This is a genomic window from Staphylococcus chromogenes (assembly GCF_029024625.1).
In the GTDB taxonomy this organism is placed as follows: Bacteria; Bacillota; Bacilli; order Staphylococcales; family Staphylococcaceae; genus Staphylococcus; species Staphylococcus chromogenes.
This window is the reverse complement of the sequence record NZ_CP118953.1, coordinates 850,183-866,472: the sequence shown is the minus strand read 5'-3', so window position 1 is coordinate 866,472 and position 16,290 is coordinate 850,183. Positions and strand designations below refer to the sequence as shown.

The 16,290-nt window shown below is 35.1% G+C and carries 20 protein-coding genes; 7 read left to right on the top strand and 13 right to left on the bottom strand.

Features of this window, described 5'->3' with window-relative positions; translation table 11 throughout:
* Nucleotides 1-7 precede the first annotated feature (7 nt).
* The 3 genes from PYW36_RS04115 to sgtB form a co-directional block, all read right to left on the bottom strand.
* Nucleotides 8-319, bottom strand: coding sequence for a YfhH family protein (locus tag PYW36_RS04115; protein ID WP_103159015.1), 312 nt, complete (start codon nt 317-319; stop codon nt 8-10).
* Nucleotides 309-1,115, bottom strand: coding sequence for a recombination regulator RecX (recX, locus tag PYW36_RS04110; protein WP_103159016.1), 807 nt, complete (start codon nt 1,113-1,115; stop codon nt 309-311). Before recX ends, PYW36_RS04115 begins: the two co-directional genes overlap by 11 nt.
* A gap of 85 nt (nt 1,116-1,200) precedes the next feature.
* Nucleotides 1,201-2,007 (bottom strand): monofunctional peptidoglycan glycosyltransferase SgtB, encoded by an 807-nt coding sequence (gene sgtB / locus PYW36_RS04105; protein WP_037575806.1) that lies wholly within the window; start codon nt 2,005-2,007, stop codon nt 1,201-1,203.
* Between the two features lie 167 nt (nt 2,008-2,174).
* On the opposite strand from sgtB, the gene PYW36_RS04100 reads away from it, so the two are divergent.
* The gene (locus PYW36_RS04100; protein ID WP_103159017.1) at nt 2,175-3,920 is read left to right on the top strand and encodes a pyruvate oxidase; all 1,746 of its coding nucleotides are present in this window, start codon (nt 2,175-2,177) and stop codon (nt 3,918-3,920) included.
* A gap of 225 nt (nt 3,921-4,145) precedes the next feature.
* On the opposite strand, the gene PYW36_RS04095 is transcribed toward PYW36_RS04100, so the two are convergent.
* Nucleotides 4,146-4,664, bottom strand: a complete 519-nt coding sequence (locus PYW36_RS04095) for a type 1 glutamine amidotransferase domain-containing protein (RefSeq protein WP_037575802.1) — start codon at nt 4,662-4,664, stop codon at nt 4,146-4,148.
* Between the two features lie 70 nt (nt 4,665-4,734).
* The gene (locus PYW36_RS04090) at nt 4,735-4,896 is read right to left on the bottom strand and encodes an SE1561 family protein (RefSeq protein ID WP_165806293.1); all 162 of its coding nucleotides are present in this window, start codon (nt 4,894-4,896) and stop codon (nt 4,735-4,737) included.
* A 109-nt stretch (nt 4,897-5,005) separates the two neighbouring features.
* Here PYW36_RS04090 and yfkAB point away from each other — a divergent pair, with 109 nt between their 5' ends.
* Nucleotides 5,006-6,142: a radical SAM/CxCxxxxC motif protein YfkAB gene (yfkAB, locus tag PYW36_RS04085; protein ID WP_037575800.1), complete on the top strand. Its 1,137-nt coding sequence runs from the start codon at nt 5,006-5,008 to the stop codon at nt 6,140-6,142.
* Nucleotides 6,143-6,209: 67 nt separating this feature from the next.
* Here the strand turns inward: yfkAB and PYW36_RS04080 are convergent, their stop codons facing one another.
* From PYW36_RS04080 to PYW36_RS04070, 3 genes are read right to left on the bottom strand one after another with little or no spacing between them, the layout of a single operon-like run.
* Nucleotides 6,210-6,737, bottom strand: coding sequence for an acyl-CoA thioesterase (locus PYW36_RS04080; RefSeq protein ID WP_103159018.1), 528 nt, complete (start codon nt 6,735-6,737; stop codon nt 6,210-6,212).
* Between the two features lie 18 nt (nt 6,738-6,755).
* A complete protein-coding gene (locus PYW36_RS04075) occupies nt 6,756-7,985 on the bottom strand; it encodes an aminopeptidase (protein ID WP_229717316.1) in 1,230 nt (409 codons plus the stop codon).
* Nucleotides 7,986-8,015: 30 nt separating this feature from the next.
* Entirely contained in the window at nt 8,016-8,225 is a 210-nt protein-coding gene (locus PYW36_RS04070) for a DUF1128 domain-containing protein (protein WP_037575795.1), read from the bottom strand.
* A gap of 132 nt (nt 8,226-8,357) precedes the next feature.
* Here PYW36_RS04070 and PYW36_RS04065 point away from each other — a divergent pair, with 132 nt between their 5' ends.
* From PYW36_RS04065 to PYW36_RS04050, 4 genes are all read left to right on the top strand, one after another.
* Nucleotides 8,358-8,816, top strand: coding sequence for a low molecular weight protein-tyrosine-phosphatase (locus tag PYW36_RS04065; RefSeq protein ID WP_037575792.1), 459 nt, complete (start codon nt 8,358-8,360; stop codon nt 8,814-8,816).
* Nucleotides 8,817-8,820: 4 nt separating this feature from the next.
* Nucleotides 8,821-9,096, top strand: a complete 276-nt coding sequence (locus PYW36_RS04060) for a YtxH domain-containing protein (RefSeq protein WP_037575789.1) — start codon at nt 8,821-8,823, stop codon at nt 9,094-9,096.
* A 125-nt stretch (nt 9,097-9,221) separates the two neighbouring features.
* A complete protein-coding gene (locus PYW36_RS04055; protein WP_103159020.1) occupies nt 9,222-10,490 on the top strand; it encodes a YihY/virulence factor BrkB family protein in 1,269 nt (422 codons plus the stop codon).
* Between the two features lie 42 nt (nt 10,491-10,532).
* On the top strand, nt 10,533-11,105 hold the full coding sequence (locus tag PYW36_RS04050) for a beta-class carbonic anhydrase (protein ID WP_103159021.1): 573 nt from the start codon (nt 10,533-10,535) through the stop codon (nt 11,103-11,105).
* Nucleotides 11,106-11,308: 203 nt separating this feature from the next.
* Here the strand turns inward: PYW36_RS04050 and vraR are convergent, their stop codons facing one another.
* From vraR to map, 5 genes are all read right to left on the bottom strand, one after another.
* Nucleotides 11,309-11,938: a response regulator transcription factor VraR gene (gene vraR / locus PYW36_RS04045; RefSeq protein ID WP_037575783.1), complete on the bottom strand. Its 630-nt coding sequence runs from the start codon at nt 11,936-11,938 to the stop codon at nt 11,309-11,311.
* Nucleotides 11,928-12,971, bottom strand: coding sequence for a sensor histidine kinase (locus tag PYW36_RS04040; RefSeq protein WP_037575781.1), 1,044 nt, complete (start codon nt 12,969-12,971; stop codon nt 11,928-11,930). Before PYW36_RS04040 ends, vraR begins: the two co-directional genes overlap by 11 nt.
* Nucleotides 12,968-13,669, bottom strand: a complete 702-nt coding sequence (gene vraT / locus PYW36_RS04035) for a cell wall-active antibiotics response protein VraT (protein WP_037575779.1) — start codon at nt 13,667-13,669, stop codon at nt 12,968-12,970. Before vraT ends, PYW36_RS04040 begins: the two co-directional genes overlap by 4 nt.
* Before the next feature lie 12 nt (nt 13,670-13,681).
* Nucleotides 13,682-14,071: a hypothetical protein gene (locus PYW36_RS04030; RefSeq protein ID WP_037575778.1), complete on the bottom strand. Its 390-nt coding sequence runs from the start codon at nt 14,069-14,071 to the stop codon at nt 13,682-13,684.
* A 95-nt stretch (nt 14,072-14,166) separates the two neighbouring features.
* Nucleotides 14,167-14,925 (bottom strand): type I methionyl aminopeptidase, encoded by a 759-nt coding sequence (gene map, locus PYW36_RS04025; protein WP_037575776.1) that lies wholly within the window; start codon nt 14,923-14,925, stop codon nt 14,167-14,169.
* 331 nt (nt 14,926-15,256) lie between these two features.
* On the opposite strand from map, the gene PYW36_RS04020 reads away from it, so the two are divergent.
* A complete protein-coding gene (locus PYW36_RS04020) occupies nt 15,257-16,267 on the top strand; it encodes an FUSC family protein (protein WP_103159022.1) in 1,011 nt (336 codons plus the stop codon).
* Nucleotides 16,268-16,290 lie beyond the last annotated feature (23 nt).

Genomic DNA, 16,290 nt, shown 5'->3' with positions numbered 1-16,290 from the left:
AACCCCTTTATAATTGTAATAGTGATAATGGGATGCCTTCTTCTTGGTTGACACCCTCTCGATAGCCCCAAGCAAAAACACCTTTTAAATGTTTTACTTTAAAATGCTCATTGGATCCATCGTTTAAAGTATATGTGGCCCCGATTTTGATGTCCTCTCGATTGACCAAATAACTTTCTGCAATAACAACTTTATTAGCATATACATCATATTCATTCATAATGCCATTCATTTCAGCTTTGCGCATTTTTTCTTTGTAGCTTTGTATTTCTTGATATATTTCGTGACGTTCCATCTCACTTAATCGTTTATGACTCATTTAAAATACCACTTTCTTCTAATTTTCTTTGGATTGCATCATATTGATAACCTTTTCGAGCCAATGCTTCTATTGTTTTCATTTTAAGCTGATAGCCCTCATACTTTTTGATATATTTATTATAGACTTTCTCTAAATCCTGTTGCAATAAATTGTCAATCCCCGCTGCATCTTCAGTAAAATCTAATTCCGATAATACCGCTTGGATATTATCAGAGGTGTATCCTTTTTGTAACAATCCTTGATGGACTTTTTGTTGCACTTTTTGCGAAGGACCTTTCTTTTTCTCTTTTAGTTTTGTAGCAACTTTTAATATTGCGTCAAAAGGCTGTTCTTCCTCGTAACGGGCGACATACTTTTGAATTAAAGGCGCTTCAATCCCTGCTTCAATTAATTTTTGTTTGAATATTTCCGGCCCTTTATCAGTGGTAAGAATCATTGTATTTTTCAAACTTTCTGCGTAATCTTCATGGTTGATTAGATTCTGTGCTTTACAAAAATGAATCGCGTTAGCAATCACATCTTCAGGAAAATTTTGTTTGGATAGATATCGTTCAATTTCCTTACTACTTCTTTTTCGATAAGACAGATAATTCAAAGCTTGCTGAATCGCTTGTTGTTGATATTCTTGTTGTTTAATTTCTTCTAAAAATTGAGATGAAATGTCATCACCTTTTTTTAAATTTAATTTCACTAATGTATCATCTGATACACCAGTTTCAAATTGGTCATCCACGTAAATATTGAATCTTGTTGCATTATTTTTTTGAACTTCTATTTTCGTAATTTTACGCATATTTTCACCCCGCTCACATAAAAAACTGGAAGGTCTATTCGACTCCTCCCAGTTTCCTTTTTCTATATTATGCCATACTTTGTCCTTATCCACCAAGTTGTTGTAATGCTTCAGTATACTGACCTTCATTAATATAACCTTCTTGCTTCATTTTTTCTAACGTCATTTTAGTTCTGTTGATGAAGGAAGCTGACATGTTGTGAACATCATATACTGAAGGTGCGTTGACTTTACTAGCTAACATGGCACTTTGTAATACGGTAATTTGTGGTAAACTCTGGTTATTTTTGTTTGTTGTTGCCCCGAAATAATAATTAGCCGCAGACTCTATCGTATAGTTATTGTCTCCAAAATATATGTTATTCATATAATAACTTAATATTTTTTCTTTATCATAATCTTGCTCGACGCGTTTTGCAACAAACATTTCTTTTAGTTTTCGAGTAATGGTTTGTTGATTATCGTAATAGTAGTTTTTCACCAGTTGTTGGGTAATCGTACTTCCTCCTTGAAGACGATCACGATCTTTGAGTGAAGCGAATATCGCTCTTAAACTCCCTCTATAATCTACACCATTGTGACTATAAAACCTTCGATCCTCTAAAGCAATGAATGCCCCTTTCGTATAATCTGGCATCTGTGAAGCATCCACATACGTTGCTTTTTGTTCAATACTCGATAAATCTGAGACATTCGCTCTTTGCGATAAGATATACATGCCTCCAATAAACAATGCAAGTATAATAATAGCAATCATAATGACTAGTCGAAATATTTTACGTGACCGTTGTTTTCTTGGCGGATGCCCTACAGGTTGATAATACGTATTATAATAGGGTTCATTAGAAGGAGGTTCAGTATACTGTTTTTTTATTCGGTCGGTTCTTTTCATAAATGGGACCTACTTTCTCAAAATTACTATCTTATTGTGAGTGTATCAAGTCACACAAAATTAATCTATACATTTTGAACAAAATCAGTCCCTAGCATGAGTGCATGAATGTTAGAATATGGGGTATAAACTTTAGGATATTATTTAAAGGAAGGAAGAGTAATAATATGACAAAAATGAAAGCAAATATGGCGCTAATCAAGGCATTAGAAGCCTGGGATATTGATCATGTTTATGGTATTCCTGGTGATTCTATAGATGCTGTTGTAGATGGCTTAAAATCTGCAGAGCAACGTATCAAATTTGTACACGTACGTCATGAAGAAGTAGCCAGCCTTTCAGCTGCAGCATATACAAAATTAACAGGAAAAATTGGTGTAGCTTTAGGAATCGGTGGTCCTGGTGCGATTCATTTATTGAACGGTATGTATGATGCTAAAATGGACAACGTGCCTCAACTGATTTTATCTGGTCAAACCAATAGTGATAAATTAGGGACTAAAGCCTTTCAAGAAGTCGATTTACCAAAATTATTTGAAGATGTCGCAGTTTACAATTATCAGTTAAAAGACAGTGATGCTTCTCGTATTTTTGATATTGTTGATGAAGCTATCCGTACGGCATATGCCCAAAAAGGGGTTGCTGTGTTAACACTGCCTAACAATATTTTAAACCAAAAAGTTGATGTCCAACTCCCTAGTCAAGTTGCCCCATTCCAACCACAGCTTCCAGACGCCCCTACTTCAGAGATTACAAAAGCTGCTGAGTTACTCAACCAAAGCAAAAAACCCGTTATTTTAGTGGGTGTAGGCGCACAACATGCGCAAGATGAAGTCAAAGCACTGATTGAAAAAGCAAAAATTCCAACAATGGTGACGTTACCAGCTAAAACCGTAGTTCCATATGATCATCCTTATTTATTAGGAAATATCGGAAAAATCGGTACAAAGCCTTCCTATCATGCGATGCAAAATGCAGACTTATTAATATTAGTCGGCACAAATTATCCTTACACAGATTATCTACCTCATAAAGACATACCAGCCATTCAAATCGATGTAGATCAACATGCCATTGGTCATCGTTTTAACATTGATGCACCGGTTATTGGAGACAGTAAAAAGAGCTTACATGCATTAACTGAAGCGATTCATCCTGTCACACAACGTGATTTCCTAGATGACATGTTAAAACGAAAAGAAACATGGGATCAATGGATGGAAGAAGATAAAAGAAATGAATCTGAGCCGATTCGCCCAGAACGTTTAATGGACGCGATTAATAAAGTGATTCATGAGGATACCGTCATTGCTGCTGACGTCGGAACGTCTACTGTTTGGTCAACACGTTATTTAAATTTGGGAATCCATAATAAATTCGTCATTTCTAGTTGGCTCGGTACGATGGGATGTGCATTACCTACAGCTATCGCTTCTAAAATTGCCTACCCAGGCCGACAAGTGATTGCTATTTCTGGTGATGGTGCGTTCGAAATGGTAATGCAAGATTTTGCGACAGCAGTTCAATACAATATGCCTATGGTGATTTTTGTTTTAAATAACCAAGAATTATCCTTTATTAAATACGAACAACAAGCTGCTGGTGAGTTAGAATACGGTATAGATTTCAGTGATATGGATTTTGCGAAATATGCTGAAATTTGTGGTGGTGTAGGCTATACACTAAAAGACGCTAAAGATATTGATGCGATTGTGCAAACAGCTGTTCAACAACATAAACCAACCATCGTTAATGTTTATGTGGATGTTAATGCAGCGCCGCTTCCAGGTCAAATCGTTCCTGAAGAAGCAAAAAATTATGCTAAATTCGCATATCGTAGTTTAACTGAAGAAGGTAAATTTGTTTTTAAAGAAATGCCTTCCCTTTCTACAGCAATTAAACGTTTCTTATAAAAATGAGGTCTGAAATGCATCAAATAGGCATTTCAGACCCTTTTTTTGTTTCGTTATGTATTCGTGGTAAGTTGATACATTTTTATCCTTTATAATTTAGGATTTCTTTCAACTTCATTATCGCTATATTTTTATTTATGCGCAAATTTCTAATAAAACACTACCTTAAAAACAGACAAAAAAGCTGCCAACAAAGGTTTCTACTTTGCTGGCAGCTTAAATCTATTATTGATTTAATAAATTTGTGATTTCTCTATTAAAGTCATCTAAGTCATCTGGAATTCGACTTGTAACGATGTTTTTATCTACAACGACTGATTCATCTTTAACAGTAGCTCCTGCGTTGCTTAAGTCTTTACGTACGTTAAGCACAGCTGTTAAAGTACGACCTTTTAATTCGTCTGTATCGATTAAGATTTGTGGACCATGACAGATTGCAAAAGTTGGTAAGTTTTCTTTTAAGAAATATTTTGCAAATGTTCCGAAGCGGCCTTCTTCATCTCCACGTAAATGGTCAGGAGAGAATCCACCTGGTAAAAGTAAACCATCATAATCTTCTGGTTTAGCATCAGCAATACCTACATCAGCTTTTGCTTTTTCACCATGTTTACCGACGATTTCTGAATTAGCTTCTGCGCCAATAATAACAACTTCATGTCCAGCGTTTTCAAGCGCTTCTTTAGGACTTGTTAATTCAATATCTTCAAATTCGTCAGCTAAAAGTACAGCTATTTTTTTTGCCATGAATATCACCTTTCTTTAATGAATGTCTAATTATTGTATAACCCCAAAAGATAACATTCAAACAAAAAACTTACTGACGCAATTGGTTCACTTTTGTTTCAAGTTGATCTAAAAGTGCAATCCACTCATCCACGTCTTTAATATCCACGTCATCTGGATTCACCTGTTCGATGTCTTCTAAAAATTGGGTTAAACGTTCTTTTACTTGATTCATTGTACGAGGCTCTTCCATAAGTATCCATTCTCCTTTATAATTGCATTTATCACTGTTATCATAACACGATTTTGATATTCCTCAATGATAAATATCAAATCAAACCTAGATATAGAGGAGTCTTATAATGATTCACACGACAAAAAAACCTATTTCTATACACAATGATCCTTGGGAAGCTTACAACGATATAACAGAACATGGGGAATTGACACTGAGTAATATTGAATTTACTACGACGAACTTATGTAATATGCGTTGTAGTCATTGTGCTGTAGGATATACACTTCAAACCACTGATCCTGTGCCTCTACCGATGACATTAATTACGCAACGATTAGATGAAGTTCCTCACCTTAGAACACTCTCTATTACAGGTGGAGAGCCTATGTTTTCGAAAAAATCGATTCGTGAAGTAGTAAAACCTTTACTCAAATATGCTTATGACAGAGGCATATATGTTCAAATGAATTCTAATTTAACACTGCCATTAGATCGTTATTTAGAAATTGCAGAATATATTGATGTCATGCACATCTCTCATAACTGGGGAACAATCGATACCTTTACAGAAGTTGGCTTTGGCGCAATGGATAAAAAACCACCCTTAAAAGCCCGTGAAAGATTATATGAACAAATGATTTCGAATTCACGCACTTTAAGTGAACAAGGGATGTTTGTTTCAGCTGAAACCATGTTAAATAAGAGTACGCAACCGTACCTTGAAAAAATACATCAAGAAGTCGTACATGATATGAAATGTCGCCGTCATGAAATTCATCCGATGTATCCTTCTGATTTTGCGAGTCAGCTCGAAGTTTTACCTTTAGCTGAGATTAAATCAACTATACATCATCTTTTAGATATACGGGATCCTCATACATGGATGCTCTTTGGGACACTACCGATATTTCCATGTATTAAAGATGAAACGGATCAACAACTTCGACAACGTTTAGTATCTACACCCAACGTTTCACTTAGAAATGATCCAGATGGACGAAGCCGTTTAAATGTAAATGTTTTCACTGGTAATGTCATTGTCACCGATTTTGGGGATGAAACGGGCACAATTTCTAATATTCAAACGGACAATCTGAATGAAGTTTTTCAAAAATGGCTAAAAACACCTTTAGCGCAATCTCTTAATTGTCACTGCCCTTCTGTGAAATGCTTAGGTCCCAATGTCTTAGTCAAAAATATGTACTATCCTGATGTTGATTTTAAATCTAAAGAGCAACGGATGCATTCCCTATTTCAATAAATAGAAAAAAACGCTAAGAGGTTAGAAGCAGTCAAAATGTGCGATTTCTAACCCTTAGCGTTATTTTTTATCCTTCTTCACGCTGTGCTTTAATATTTTCTAAAAAAGCAAGCGTATGTTTACTCTCATTTCGACGTTCTTTACGACGCTTCACGCGTACTTCTGCATTTTCATGAAACCATTTTTCAATTTCAGACTCTGGATAGACTTCTGGAACTTCCGTTGGTTTTCCTTCATCGTTTAAAGCGACAAATGTTAAGAAACTTAAAGCAGCTAGATGTTCTTCGTTATTATAGACGTCTTCTATATATATTTGAACACAGATTTCCATTGAAGATTTCCCAGAATACGTGACCATTGCAACATAGTTCATAATATCCCCATTTTTAATTGGGCGAATGAAATCTACGGAATCTGTAGAGGCAGTCACGACTTGTGTATTTGAATGCTTACAAGCACATATCGCAGCAACTTCATCAATATTCGCCATCATAGTACCTCCGAATAGCGTATTTAAATGATTAGTATCCTGCGGAAATACTTGTCGAGACTTAAATGTTTTAGCGTCTTTCATTGCTTTTCTTTTTTTGGTCATTTTAACACTCCTATTCACTTAAGCCCAATTTCCGTTTTCAAATAAAAGTTCTTCTTCGCCATTTTCGGTTACCCCATAAATCGTTAAATCTTCACTACCAATCATAAAATCTACGTGTGTCAGTGAATCATTTAATCCATGATTTTTTAATTCATCTTCTGACATCTGTGTGCCCCCTTTTAAATTAAATGCATAAGCTGCACCTAAGGCAAGATGACAAGAAGCATTTTCATCAAATAATGTATTATAGAAGATAGTTTTTCTATTAGAAATTGGGGAGTCAAATGGTACGAGGGCAACTTCTCCTAAACGTCTTGCCCCAGCGTCGGTTTCTAATAGCGATTTTAAAACAGCTTCCCCTTTCTCTGCATGAAAATCTACAACTTCTCCATTTTTAAAAGTTAATTTAAATCCATCAATAATTGTTCCATTATAACTTAATGGTAATTTATTTGTTACATATCCCTCAACACGGTTGGCTTCAGGTGCAGTAAATACCTCTTCAGTTGGAATATTTGCTACAAACGCTTGGCCATTGGGTGTATAACTTGTCGCATCCTCCCAAATATGACCTTGAGGTAAACCAATATGTAAATCTGTACCTTTCGATTTATAATGTAGGGCTGTGTAAGCTTTTTGATTGAGCATATCCGCCTTTTCTTTAAGTAATGCGGTATGTTTTTTCCAGTTTTCGATAGGGTCATTGCCGTCAACACGTACAATTTCTAAGACATCCTCTAAAAACTTTTCAAATGCAGCTTCAGCCTCTAATTCTGGATAGACACGCTGTGCCCAAGCTTTAGACGGATAGCTTGCAACTAACCATGGAAATTCATTTTTTTGTGACGCAATCATATAAGGTTTAAAAGCTTTACTACGTTGGGTTTGTGCAGCTTTAAGTTTATCATTGTCGATACCATTTAATAAGTCCGGATCTTCAGTGATTAATGCTAAACTACAAGCACCTCGTTCAACGTAGTCCATACGTTCGTCTACCTCATAAGGTTTTATTTCTTGGTTGAAAAATGTGACATCCTCATGTTCATAGCTTAGACGTGTCAATTCTGGATCAGCATATTTGACACGTACATCTGATGCTCCAAGGCGATATGCCTCTTTGACAATAAGACGCGTAAATTCAACGGCTTCAACTGTAGAACGAATAAATACTGGTTGGCCTTTTTGAACATTTAAACCTACAGTGACAAGTAATTTCGCATACTGTTGCAGTTTTTCATTTAATGACACTCTCATTCTCCCCTTTAATTGTGAACTCGTTTACTTTGTTTGTCTTAATGCTCCTAAAGCTTCGGTAATACCGTTCATTTCACTTGGAGTGAAATCATTTTTAGACATCACAAATTCATGTATTTCTTGGATTTCTTCAAATTGGTTTTCGCTAAAATGTTCAGGATCAATAAGTCCTGGGTTGACTAAATTAAGTTGGTCTCTAATTTCTGTAATCATTGTTTCTATATTTTTTGACATGTTCTTCATCCTTTCATTTCTTATATTCTAGCAAAGTCATACAAATTTTGAAAAATTTTTGTCAAAAACACTTCAGGGTTGTTTAAAAAAAGGATAAAATGGGCATATAAACTAAGACATGGAGGTTTCAACATGACAACAGTCGCTTTTGTATGTCTCGGCAATATCTGTCGTTCCCCGATGGCTGAAGCAATTATGCGTCAACGCCTTCAAGAACGTGAAATCGACGGTATAGAAGTTTATTCGAGAGGCACAGGTCGCTGGAATTTAGGCGAACCCCCTCACGAAGGGACACAAAATATTTTAAATGAACACCAAATTCCATTCGATAATATGAAGAGTGAGTTGTTTACAGAAAATGACGATTTTGATTATATTATTGCAATGGATCAAAGTAATGTGGATAATATAAGACAAATCAATCCACAACTTAAAGGTCAACTATTTAAGTTGCTTGATTTTAGCGATATGGAGGAGACGGATGTTCCGGACCCATATTATACAAACAATTTCGAAGGGGTTTTTGACATGATACAATCATCATGCGATAACCTTATCGACTACATCTTAAAGGATATAAGAAAGGGGTAACACTATGCAAAACAAATTAATTCCAGGCGTTTTAATCGGAGCAGTCGTTGGAGGTGCTGTGGCACTTATCGACAAAAACACGCGTTCATCTGTAAAGAACCAAGTTCAAAACATTAAATCAGGTCAAACATCTGGACAAGGTTCAAAAGTATCTCAACTCACTGATGAATTTAAATATTGGAAAAACACAATTGAAGAAATTCGTCGTAACAACCCAGAATTAGAACGTTCTTTACGTGATGCTAAAGAAACTTTCCAACAACGTAAAAATAACCGTTAATGAGTCAATAAGAAGTAAGAAATTGAACATTTTAAAGCAATTTCGACGGGAGAAAATGAAAGTAACTTAACTTTCTCCCCTATTGAGATTGCTTTTTTTATACTAAATATTAGGGGAGCTACAATATGGATAATAAACATAAATCATCCGGAATTATTGATAAAGCAAAAGATAATTTCCAAAAAGATGATTCACATCAAAAAGAAAGTGAACCAAATCCAAATCGTCAAGGTGACGCCAAAGGAGATATTCATGAAGAACACCACTTTGTGAAGCCACAACCATTTCAATCTAAAGAAGCAAAAAAAGATAACCAAACTTTCTTTGTTTCGCGTATAAATAAGCCGGTAAAATACACAGACCGACCTAATTTTTTCTCATATTTAATTTATCGCATTGGTAAAGACGATGCCTCTGGCTTAGCGGCACAACTCGCCTATTATTTTATGCTATCACTTTTCCCAATGCTTATCTTTATTTTATCGCTTATACCGCTATTTAATATTGATCAAAAATCGATTATTGACCAAATCGAATCCAATGCACCTGCACAAGCCTCATCTATCATCACAAATATATTGACTGATGTGATGAGTAATGCGAATGGTGGCATCCTATCTTTCGGTTTGATTTTAGCACTTTGGACAGCGTCTAACGGTATGACAGCTTTAATGAACTCATTTAACGTGGCCTATGACGTTGAAGATAGTCGTAATTTCTTTGTATCAAAAGCCATGGCGATTTTCTTTACATTGCTTATCGGTATCACAATGCCTATTACGTTAGTGCTTTTTACGTTCGGCGAACAAATTGGAAATATTTTATTTGGTCCACTAGGATTGGATAGCGCTGTGAGATGGGTGTTTGGTTTACTACGTACTGTTCTACCGGTCCTCGCGATTTTTATTGTCTTTACTCTATTGTATATAATGGCACCTAATGTAAAAATAAAATTAAAATCAGTCATTCCAGGTGCCCTCGTTGCGACAATTGTTTGGATTTTAGGAACACTTGCTTTTGGATTCTATGTTTCAAACTTTGGTAACTACTCTAAAACATATGGTAGTATCGGTGGTGTCATCGTATTAATGCTATGGTTATACATCACTGGATTTATTCTTATTTTAGGGGCTGAAGTTAACGCTATCTTCCATCACCGTAAAGTGTCTAAAGGTAAAACACCTGAAGAAATCACTTATGACGAAATGGATGAACGTGGTGAAGAAGATTTAGCAGATGCCTATAACAATATGGGTAATGAAAAAGCACCTCGCAAAGATGCTAAAAACCAAAATAACACTTTTGATTATCAAAACCATCACCAATATGAAGGTTCTAAAACAGAAAAACGTACAAATGATGGAAAATCTCATCATATCAAAACAAAAAAATAAAGCCGTTCTCTTGAATAGCTTAGATGATGGAGGAACAAAATCATGACATTATTAGAAAATATTCTAGAGTTTAACAAATCCTTCGTTGAAAATAAGGAATATGAAGCTTATGAAACAAGTAAAAAGCCTTCTAAAAAAGCCGTACTCTTGACGTGTATGGATACACGCCTTCAAGATTTATCTACGAAAGCTCTAGGGTTCAATAATGGCGATTTGAAAGTCGTCAAAAATGCTGGTGCTACGATCACACATCCTTATGGTTCGACAATGCGTAGTCTCATTGTAGGTATCTATGCGCTTGGTGCTGAGGAAGTTATTATCATGGGCCATAAAGATTGTGGTATGGGTAACCTAAATGTCGATGATGTCATTGAAACCATGAAATCACGTGGGGTTAACAGTCAAGTCTTTGATATTTTAGGTCATTCTGGAATTGATGTTCCTAATTTCTTAAAAGGCTTTGATGATGTTTATGAAAATGTTCGTCAAAATATTCAAATGATATATGACCATCCGTTATTTGATCGTAAAGTCCCTGTTCACGGACTCGTTATCGATCCTCATACAGGTGAATTAGAACTCGTGCAAGATGGGTATCAACAAATTAAAAAATAATGACAAAACAGAGTTAGGGAAACGATTAAAGTTTCCCTCTCACACTTTAGAAACTATTTTTGTCGTAAGATGAGTGACTAAAGCTGTATCAAAATAGCCATCAAAATTTACTTAAAGATAAATTTTGATGGCTATTGCATTTTGAGGAAACATTATAGTGCCTCATCTATTAATTTGGAACGTAAGTGCTTTTTTGTCGTTCATTATTCTATGAGCCCATGTTGGAAAGCATATATCACTGCTTGTGTACGGTCTTGAACTTCAAGTTTACTTAAAATGTTACTAACATGTGTTTTAACGGTTTTAATCGTTATATGTGAAGCGCTCGCAATTTCTTGATTAGAATAGCCTTTTGAAATTAATAATAAAATTTCCATTTCTCTTTCGGTTAAAAGCTCGTAAAGTTCTGCACGTTGTCGCATACGATTCCTCATTTTAACGAGTACTTCTGCTTCAAAGACAGATTCCCCTTTAGATGTTTTGCGAATGGCTTCGGCAATGTCGCTGGCGCTTGTTGTTTTTAAAATATAACTGTCTACACCTGCATCTAATGCACGGTAGACTTCTTTATCCTCAATATAACTTGTAAGCATCACGACTTTGATTTTAGGTAAATCTTTCTTAATTTGCGTCGTCGCCTCTACTCCGTCCATATCCGTCATCACTAAATCCATTAAAATTAAATCAGGTTTTAATGCATGCGCTTTTTCGATGGCTTCTTTACCCGAAGCCCCTTCCCCAACAACTTCAATATCTGGCTGCGTAGATAAATAACTTGAGATACCAATTCTTACCATTTCGTGGTCATCTACAAATAAAACTTTAATTGTCATTATGCCCCTCCTTATCTAACGGTGCTTTCACTTCAATACGTGTACCTGAATCTGGTAACGATACGATATGGAACGTCGCACCGATTTCCATCGCACGTTCACGCATATTCTTCAAACCATAACTTTGTTCCATCTTATCATCAACGTTAAACCCTATACCGTCATCTTGTATACGTAGGAGTATGTAATCGTCACGCTGAAGTAATTCAACAGTCACCTCTGTGCCTTTAGAATGACGTAGGGTATTTGAAATTGCCTCTTGTGTAATTCTGAAAAGGTGATCTTCCATCCCTTTGGGAACGTCAAATTCCCCAATATCTTGAACTACATTTAATGGCACTTTACGTTGTAAATCTGATACCAAAGACTGTATCCCTTCACCTAAAGAACGATCTTTTAAGCCAATCGGTCTCAGATGCAAAAGTAATGCGCGCATTTCTAATTGCGAATCCTGTACCATTTTCTCTAAAGTGGGTATTTGTTGGCTCAGTGGAGGCTCAAGTGGTGTTTCCTTTATTGCTGATAACATCATACTTGCCGCAAATAGCTGTTGAGAGACACTATCATGCAATTCACGCGCCAACCGGTGCCGCTCATCTTCAATGATTTTCTGAACTTTTGAATCATTCATGTTATACGATTCGTTCGTTAAATTTTGTGTTTTAATGCGCATACGGTGAAGTTCTTGATTAAGCGGCACAAGTGCTTCATATAATTCTAATGTTTCGTGATAAAGTTCAATTTGTTGGTCATTTACGCCTACCGTCTCACCTTCAATTGAGCGTTCAATTTGCGCTTTCAACCAATCATTTTGTTGGTTATTTTTATAAGCGAGCACACTCCCAACGATTATACATAAAAAAATGGCTATTAAATTTAAAAACAAGAAAACAGGAACTCCAAAAATTTGTGTGTAAAACATTCCTTGAAAAAAGATGATATTTGTGAAGACATTATCAATAAAGAAAAAAGCGGTAAAGAGACTATACACTAAAATCAGCATTGAACCGATTGATCGTACATATTGATTCATCGATAAACCACCTCAACATCACCAATAAACGTGGAAACGAAGATATTTACTGTATATCGATCTGATTTTTCTGATGATTCTAATGTGACGTTGTTGTTTTCTAACTTTAAACGTTGCTCCTCAAAATTGATATTCCCATAAAAAGCAGCAACATTTAGCTTTACATTGTAATTTAATGGGACGACGACTTGTACTTTGCCAACAATATGTCTAATCACTATGTTGTTTTGTGATTTTAAGTTAGCTGCTTTCGTCATATCAATATAGACATCGCCCATCCCATGCTGAATTTGCAAATCTTCCCATTTGTAGACATACACAGGTGTTTTCTGTTCTCCGAACCACTTTTGTTTAATAAATGAAGGAGAGGCTTCTACTGCCTCAGATGTTGTCACTTTTAACGGTTTACGTTTATAAACGATGTAACGTACCGCTACGATGATCATAAAAATAAATAAAATCACAAGTGTGTATTTATTAGATAATAAAGTAAATAACACCATTAATGTTCCAATCCAAAAACATAAGAGCCCTCTCACTTTGTGGAAGTAAATGTAACCCACATACATTAAAATACTTCCTAATAACAACACAAACAAAAAACCAATTTTCTCAAAAAAGATGTAATAAAAATTGGCGATAATCATTAGAGCTGTAAAAATGATTAAGAGCTCAGTCGAAATATATTTTTGTGTCATATTTCCACCTTTCTAGTATGCAAGTTTTAATGTTAATAATAAATCACACTCTTGTTGCTTTTCTTTTTTTTCCGCGTTCAATTGAGTTAAATACCGTTCTAATCGTGCATACTCAGACTCGATTTCGTTTAACTTCACTTTCATTTTTGTGATTTCTTTACCATGAATTTTTTCTGGACATCTCATATGTTGTGCGTCTAATAAATCGATATATTTATTTTCTAATGCGACGGTCTCTCTGTCAATTAACAATTGTAATTGTGTCTTTTTTTGTTGAGTATACAATATCGTCTCATCAATATTTCTAATTTTTGTTGATAACATTGCTAAACAATCGCTCATTTCATAAACATATAAGCGATTAAAAAAACGTTCTAGATATTGTTGGACTTGTCTTAACATAGAATCACCTCATATTTCGATTCTATTATAAAATGGTTCCATGCCGTTTATAATAGGCTATGGAACCATCTTTTATTAAGACTTAAGTCCGAACGTTATTCTAATGTGCTTTTTGTCGTTAATAATGGCCCATCTTTAGTCACAATGACCGTGTGTTCTATTTGTGCGACATAACTTTTATCTTTTGTTTCAAATGCCCATTCATTTTTACCTTCTGTCACAAAAGACGCATTTGATGAAATAAATGGTTCTACTGCTAATACCATACCTTCTTTGAGTAATGTTTTATCTTGAGGTTCAAAATAATTCATTATATGTGCGGGTGCTTCATGTAAAGATTGACCTACCCCGTGTCCAGTCAGGTTTTTAATGACTTTCAAATCATTTTTACGCGCAGTCGCATGAACGGCTTTTCCGATTTGACTTAATTTTGCCCCAGGTTTTATTTTTGTCATTGCTGCATCAAAAGCTTCTTGAGCCGCATCACAAACTTTTTGTTTCATGGGTTCATCAGTTTCGCCAACCACAAATGAAATCCCCGTATCTGCATAATAACCATTTTTTAACGCTGAGACATCAATATTAACTAAATCGCCTTCTTTTATTACACGTTTTCCAGGAATACCATGAGCCACTTCCTCATTGACACTAATACATGTTTGACCTGGAAAATTTTCATCATGTATCGGAGCAGAAATTGCGCCCTCAGCTTCAAACATCTCTTTGGCGATATGGTCTAATTCTTTAGTTGTAATCCCTGGTACCGTTGCTTTTACCATTGTGTCCCTCACTTTGGCACAAATGGCTCCAATTTCTTTTAGTGCTTGTAATTCTTCATCTGTTTTTACAATCATGATTAATCCCGTTCCTTTTTAAAAATTCTTATTCTACTTTACTATATCATTAATTTTAATTATTTCCATTGTGATATCCTTAAACATCGCTTTTTCCTATTTTATCATTTTTTTAAGACGTTTCGAAAATGAAAATTTAGTCCATCTATTACACCTATTTCAACGTGACACCTCTCGAGAAATTATTTTAGATATATTATTCACCGTATTTTCTATAAAGACATAGTTATAACGCTTACCTCAATTTCTAATTCCCCTTAAAAAACCCGGTTCTTCAAATCCTGATAATTTGGTATACTTAAACTAACTTTTTAAACGGGAGCATGAAAAGATGAACGCAATACGCCTCAAAAACCTCATCGGTGCAAGAACAATCAAAACAGGCCTTGCTGCTTTTTTAACGGCGTTGTTTTGTTTGTGGTTAGATTTAAATCCAATTTTTGCGATATTATCCGCCGTTGTTACAATTGAACCCACTGTCAAAGCTTCGATTACTAAAGGATACAAACGTTTACCCGCCACTGTGATGGGCGCCTTTATCGCTGTGGTATGTACTTATATTTTCGGCGATAATTCTGCTTTTACATATGGGCTGACAGCTACCCTCACGATTTTATTATGTATACATTTCAATTTACACGTGGGTATTACTGTAGCGACACTGACTGCACTTGCAATGATACCCGATATTCATCAAGATTATGTTTTTAATTTTTTCTCACGCTTACTCACTGCTATTATAGGTTTAGGCACTGCGGGATTAGTTAATTTTATTGTTTTACCACCTAAATATTATACACAAATCGATACACTTATTGATCAGACTGAAAAGGAAATATATCGTTTATTTACACAAAGAATGAAAGAACTATTAATTGGGCAATTTCATTCTGAAAAAAGTGATCACGATGTTGAAAAATTACATCTTAATAATGCACGTATAGAAGAATTATTAGGTTATCAAAGAGATGAACTCAAATACCACAAATCAAAAAATCGCTCAGACGAGTGGTTAAGAATAAGAAAATTCACAAACCGTGCGCATGAAAACCGGCTACTCATTACACATTTATCCAATATTATCTATTTACCAGAAGATGATTTTATAATTTTTAACGATGAAGAAAAAAGAGCTATTATTGCGATTACGCAAAAAATTAGTCAGATTACAATAAAAGGCTTATTTGAGCCTGAACGTAAAGCGGCGACAACACTTAAAAACTCTGTAAAAGGCTTAAATGAATTTGATATCAATCAAGTTAAAAGTCATACCATTTACGAAATTTTGTTGATTTATCGAATCTTACTTTTAAGGTTTAAAAAAATACGAAAAAAAACCTAAAGAATTGGACAATACTTCTTTGC

What these genes read in the sequence shown, in the direction of transcription:
- yfkAB (WP_037575800.1), top strand. Translation starts at nt 5,006, where the DNA reads ATGATTCACACGACAAAAAAACCTATTTCTATACACAATGATCCTTGG.
- PYW36_RS04100 (WP_103159017.1), top strand. Translation starts at nt 2,175, where the DNA reads ATGACAAAAATGAAAGCAAATATGGCGCTAATCAAGGCATTAGAAGCC.
- PYW36_RS04030 (WP_037575778.1), bottom strand. Translation starts at nt 14,071, where the DNA reads ATGTTAAGACAAGTCCAACAATATCTAGAACGTTTTTTTAATCGCTTA.
- sgtB (WP_037575806.1), bottom strand. Translation starts at nt 2,007, where the DNA reads ATGAAAAGAACCGACCGAATAAAAAAACAGTATACTGAACCTCCTTCT.
- PYW36_RS04115 (WP_103159015.1), bottom strand. Translation starts at nt 319, where the DNA reads ATGAGTCATAAACGATTAAGTGAGATGGAACGTCACGAAATATATCAA.
- PYW36_RS04070 (WP_037575795.1), bottom strand. Translation starts at nt 8,225, where the DNA reads ATGTCAAAAAATATAGAAACAATGATTACAGAAATTAGAGACCAACTT.
- vraR (WP_037575783.1), bottom strand. Translation starts at nt 11,938, where the DNA reads ATGACAATTAAAGTTTTATTTGTAGATGACCACGAAATGGTAAGAATT.
- PYW36_RS04040 (WP_037575781.1), bottom strand. Translation starts at nt 12,971, where the DNA reads ATGAATCAATATGTACGATCAATCGGTTCAATGCTGATTTTAGTGTAT.
- PYW36_RS04020 (WP_103159022.1), top strand. Translation starts at nt 15,257, where the DNA reads ATGAACGCAATACGCCTCAAAAACCTCATCGGTGCAAGAACAATCAAA.
- vraT (WP_037575779.1), bottom strand. Translation starts at nt 13,669, where the DNA reads ATGACACAAAAATATATTTCGACTGAGCTCTTAATCATTTTTACAGCT.
- PYW36_RS04050 (WP_103159021.1), top strand. Translation starts at nt 10,533, where the DNA reads ATGACATTATTAGAAAATATTCTAGAGTTTAACAAATCCTTCGTTGAA.
- PYW36_RS04065 (WP_037575792.1), top strand. Translation starts at nt 8,358, where the DNA reads ATGACAACAGTCGCTTTTGTATGTCTCGGCAATATCTGTCGTTCCCCG.
- recX (WP_103159016.1), bottom strand. Translation starts at nt 1,115, where the DNA reads ATGCGTAAAATTACGAAAATAGAAGTTCAAAAAAATAATGCAACAAGA.
- PYW36_RS04090 (WP_165806293.1), bottom strand. Translation starts at nt 4,896, where the DNA reads ATGGAAGAGCCTCGTACAATGAATCAAGTAAAAGAACGTTTAACCCAA.
- PYW36_RS04060 (WP_037575789.1), top strand. Translation starts at nt 8,821, where the DNA reads ATGCAAAACAAATTAATTCCAGGCGTTTTAATCGGAGCAGTCGTTGGA.
- map (WP_037575776.1), bottom strand. Translation starts at nt 14,925, where the DNA reads ATGATTGTAAAAACAGATGAAGAATTACAAGCACTAAAAGAAATTGGA.
- PYW36_RS04055 (WP_103159020.1), top strand. Translation starts at nt 9,222, where the DNA reads ATGGATAATAAACATAAATCATCCGGAATTATTGATAAAGCAAAAGAT.
- PYW36_RS04095 (WP_037575802.1), bottom strand. Translation starts at nt 4,664, where the DNA reads ATGGCAAAAAAAATAGCTGTACTTTTAGCTGACGAATTTGAAGATATT.
- PYW36_RS04080 (WP_103159018.1), bottom strand. Translation starts at nt 6,737, where the DNA reads ATGACCAAAAAAAGAAAAGCAATGAAAGACGCTAAAACATTTAAGTCT.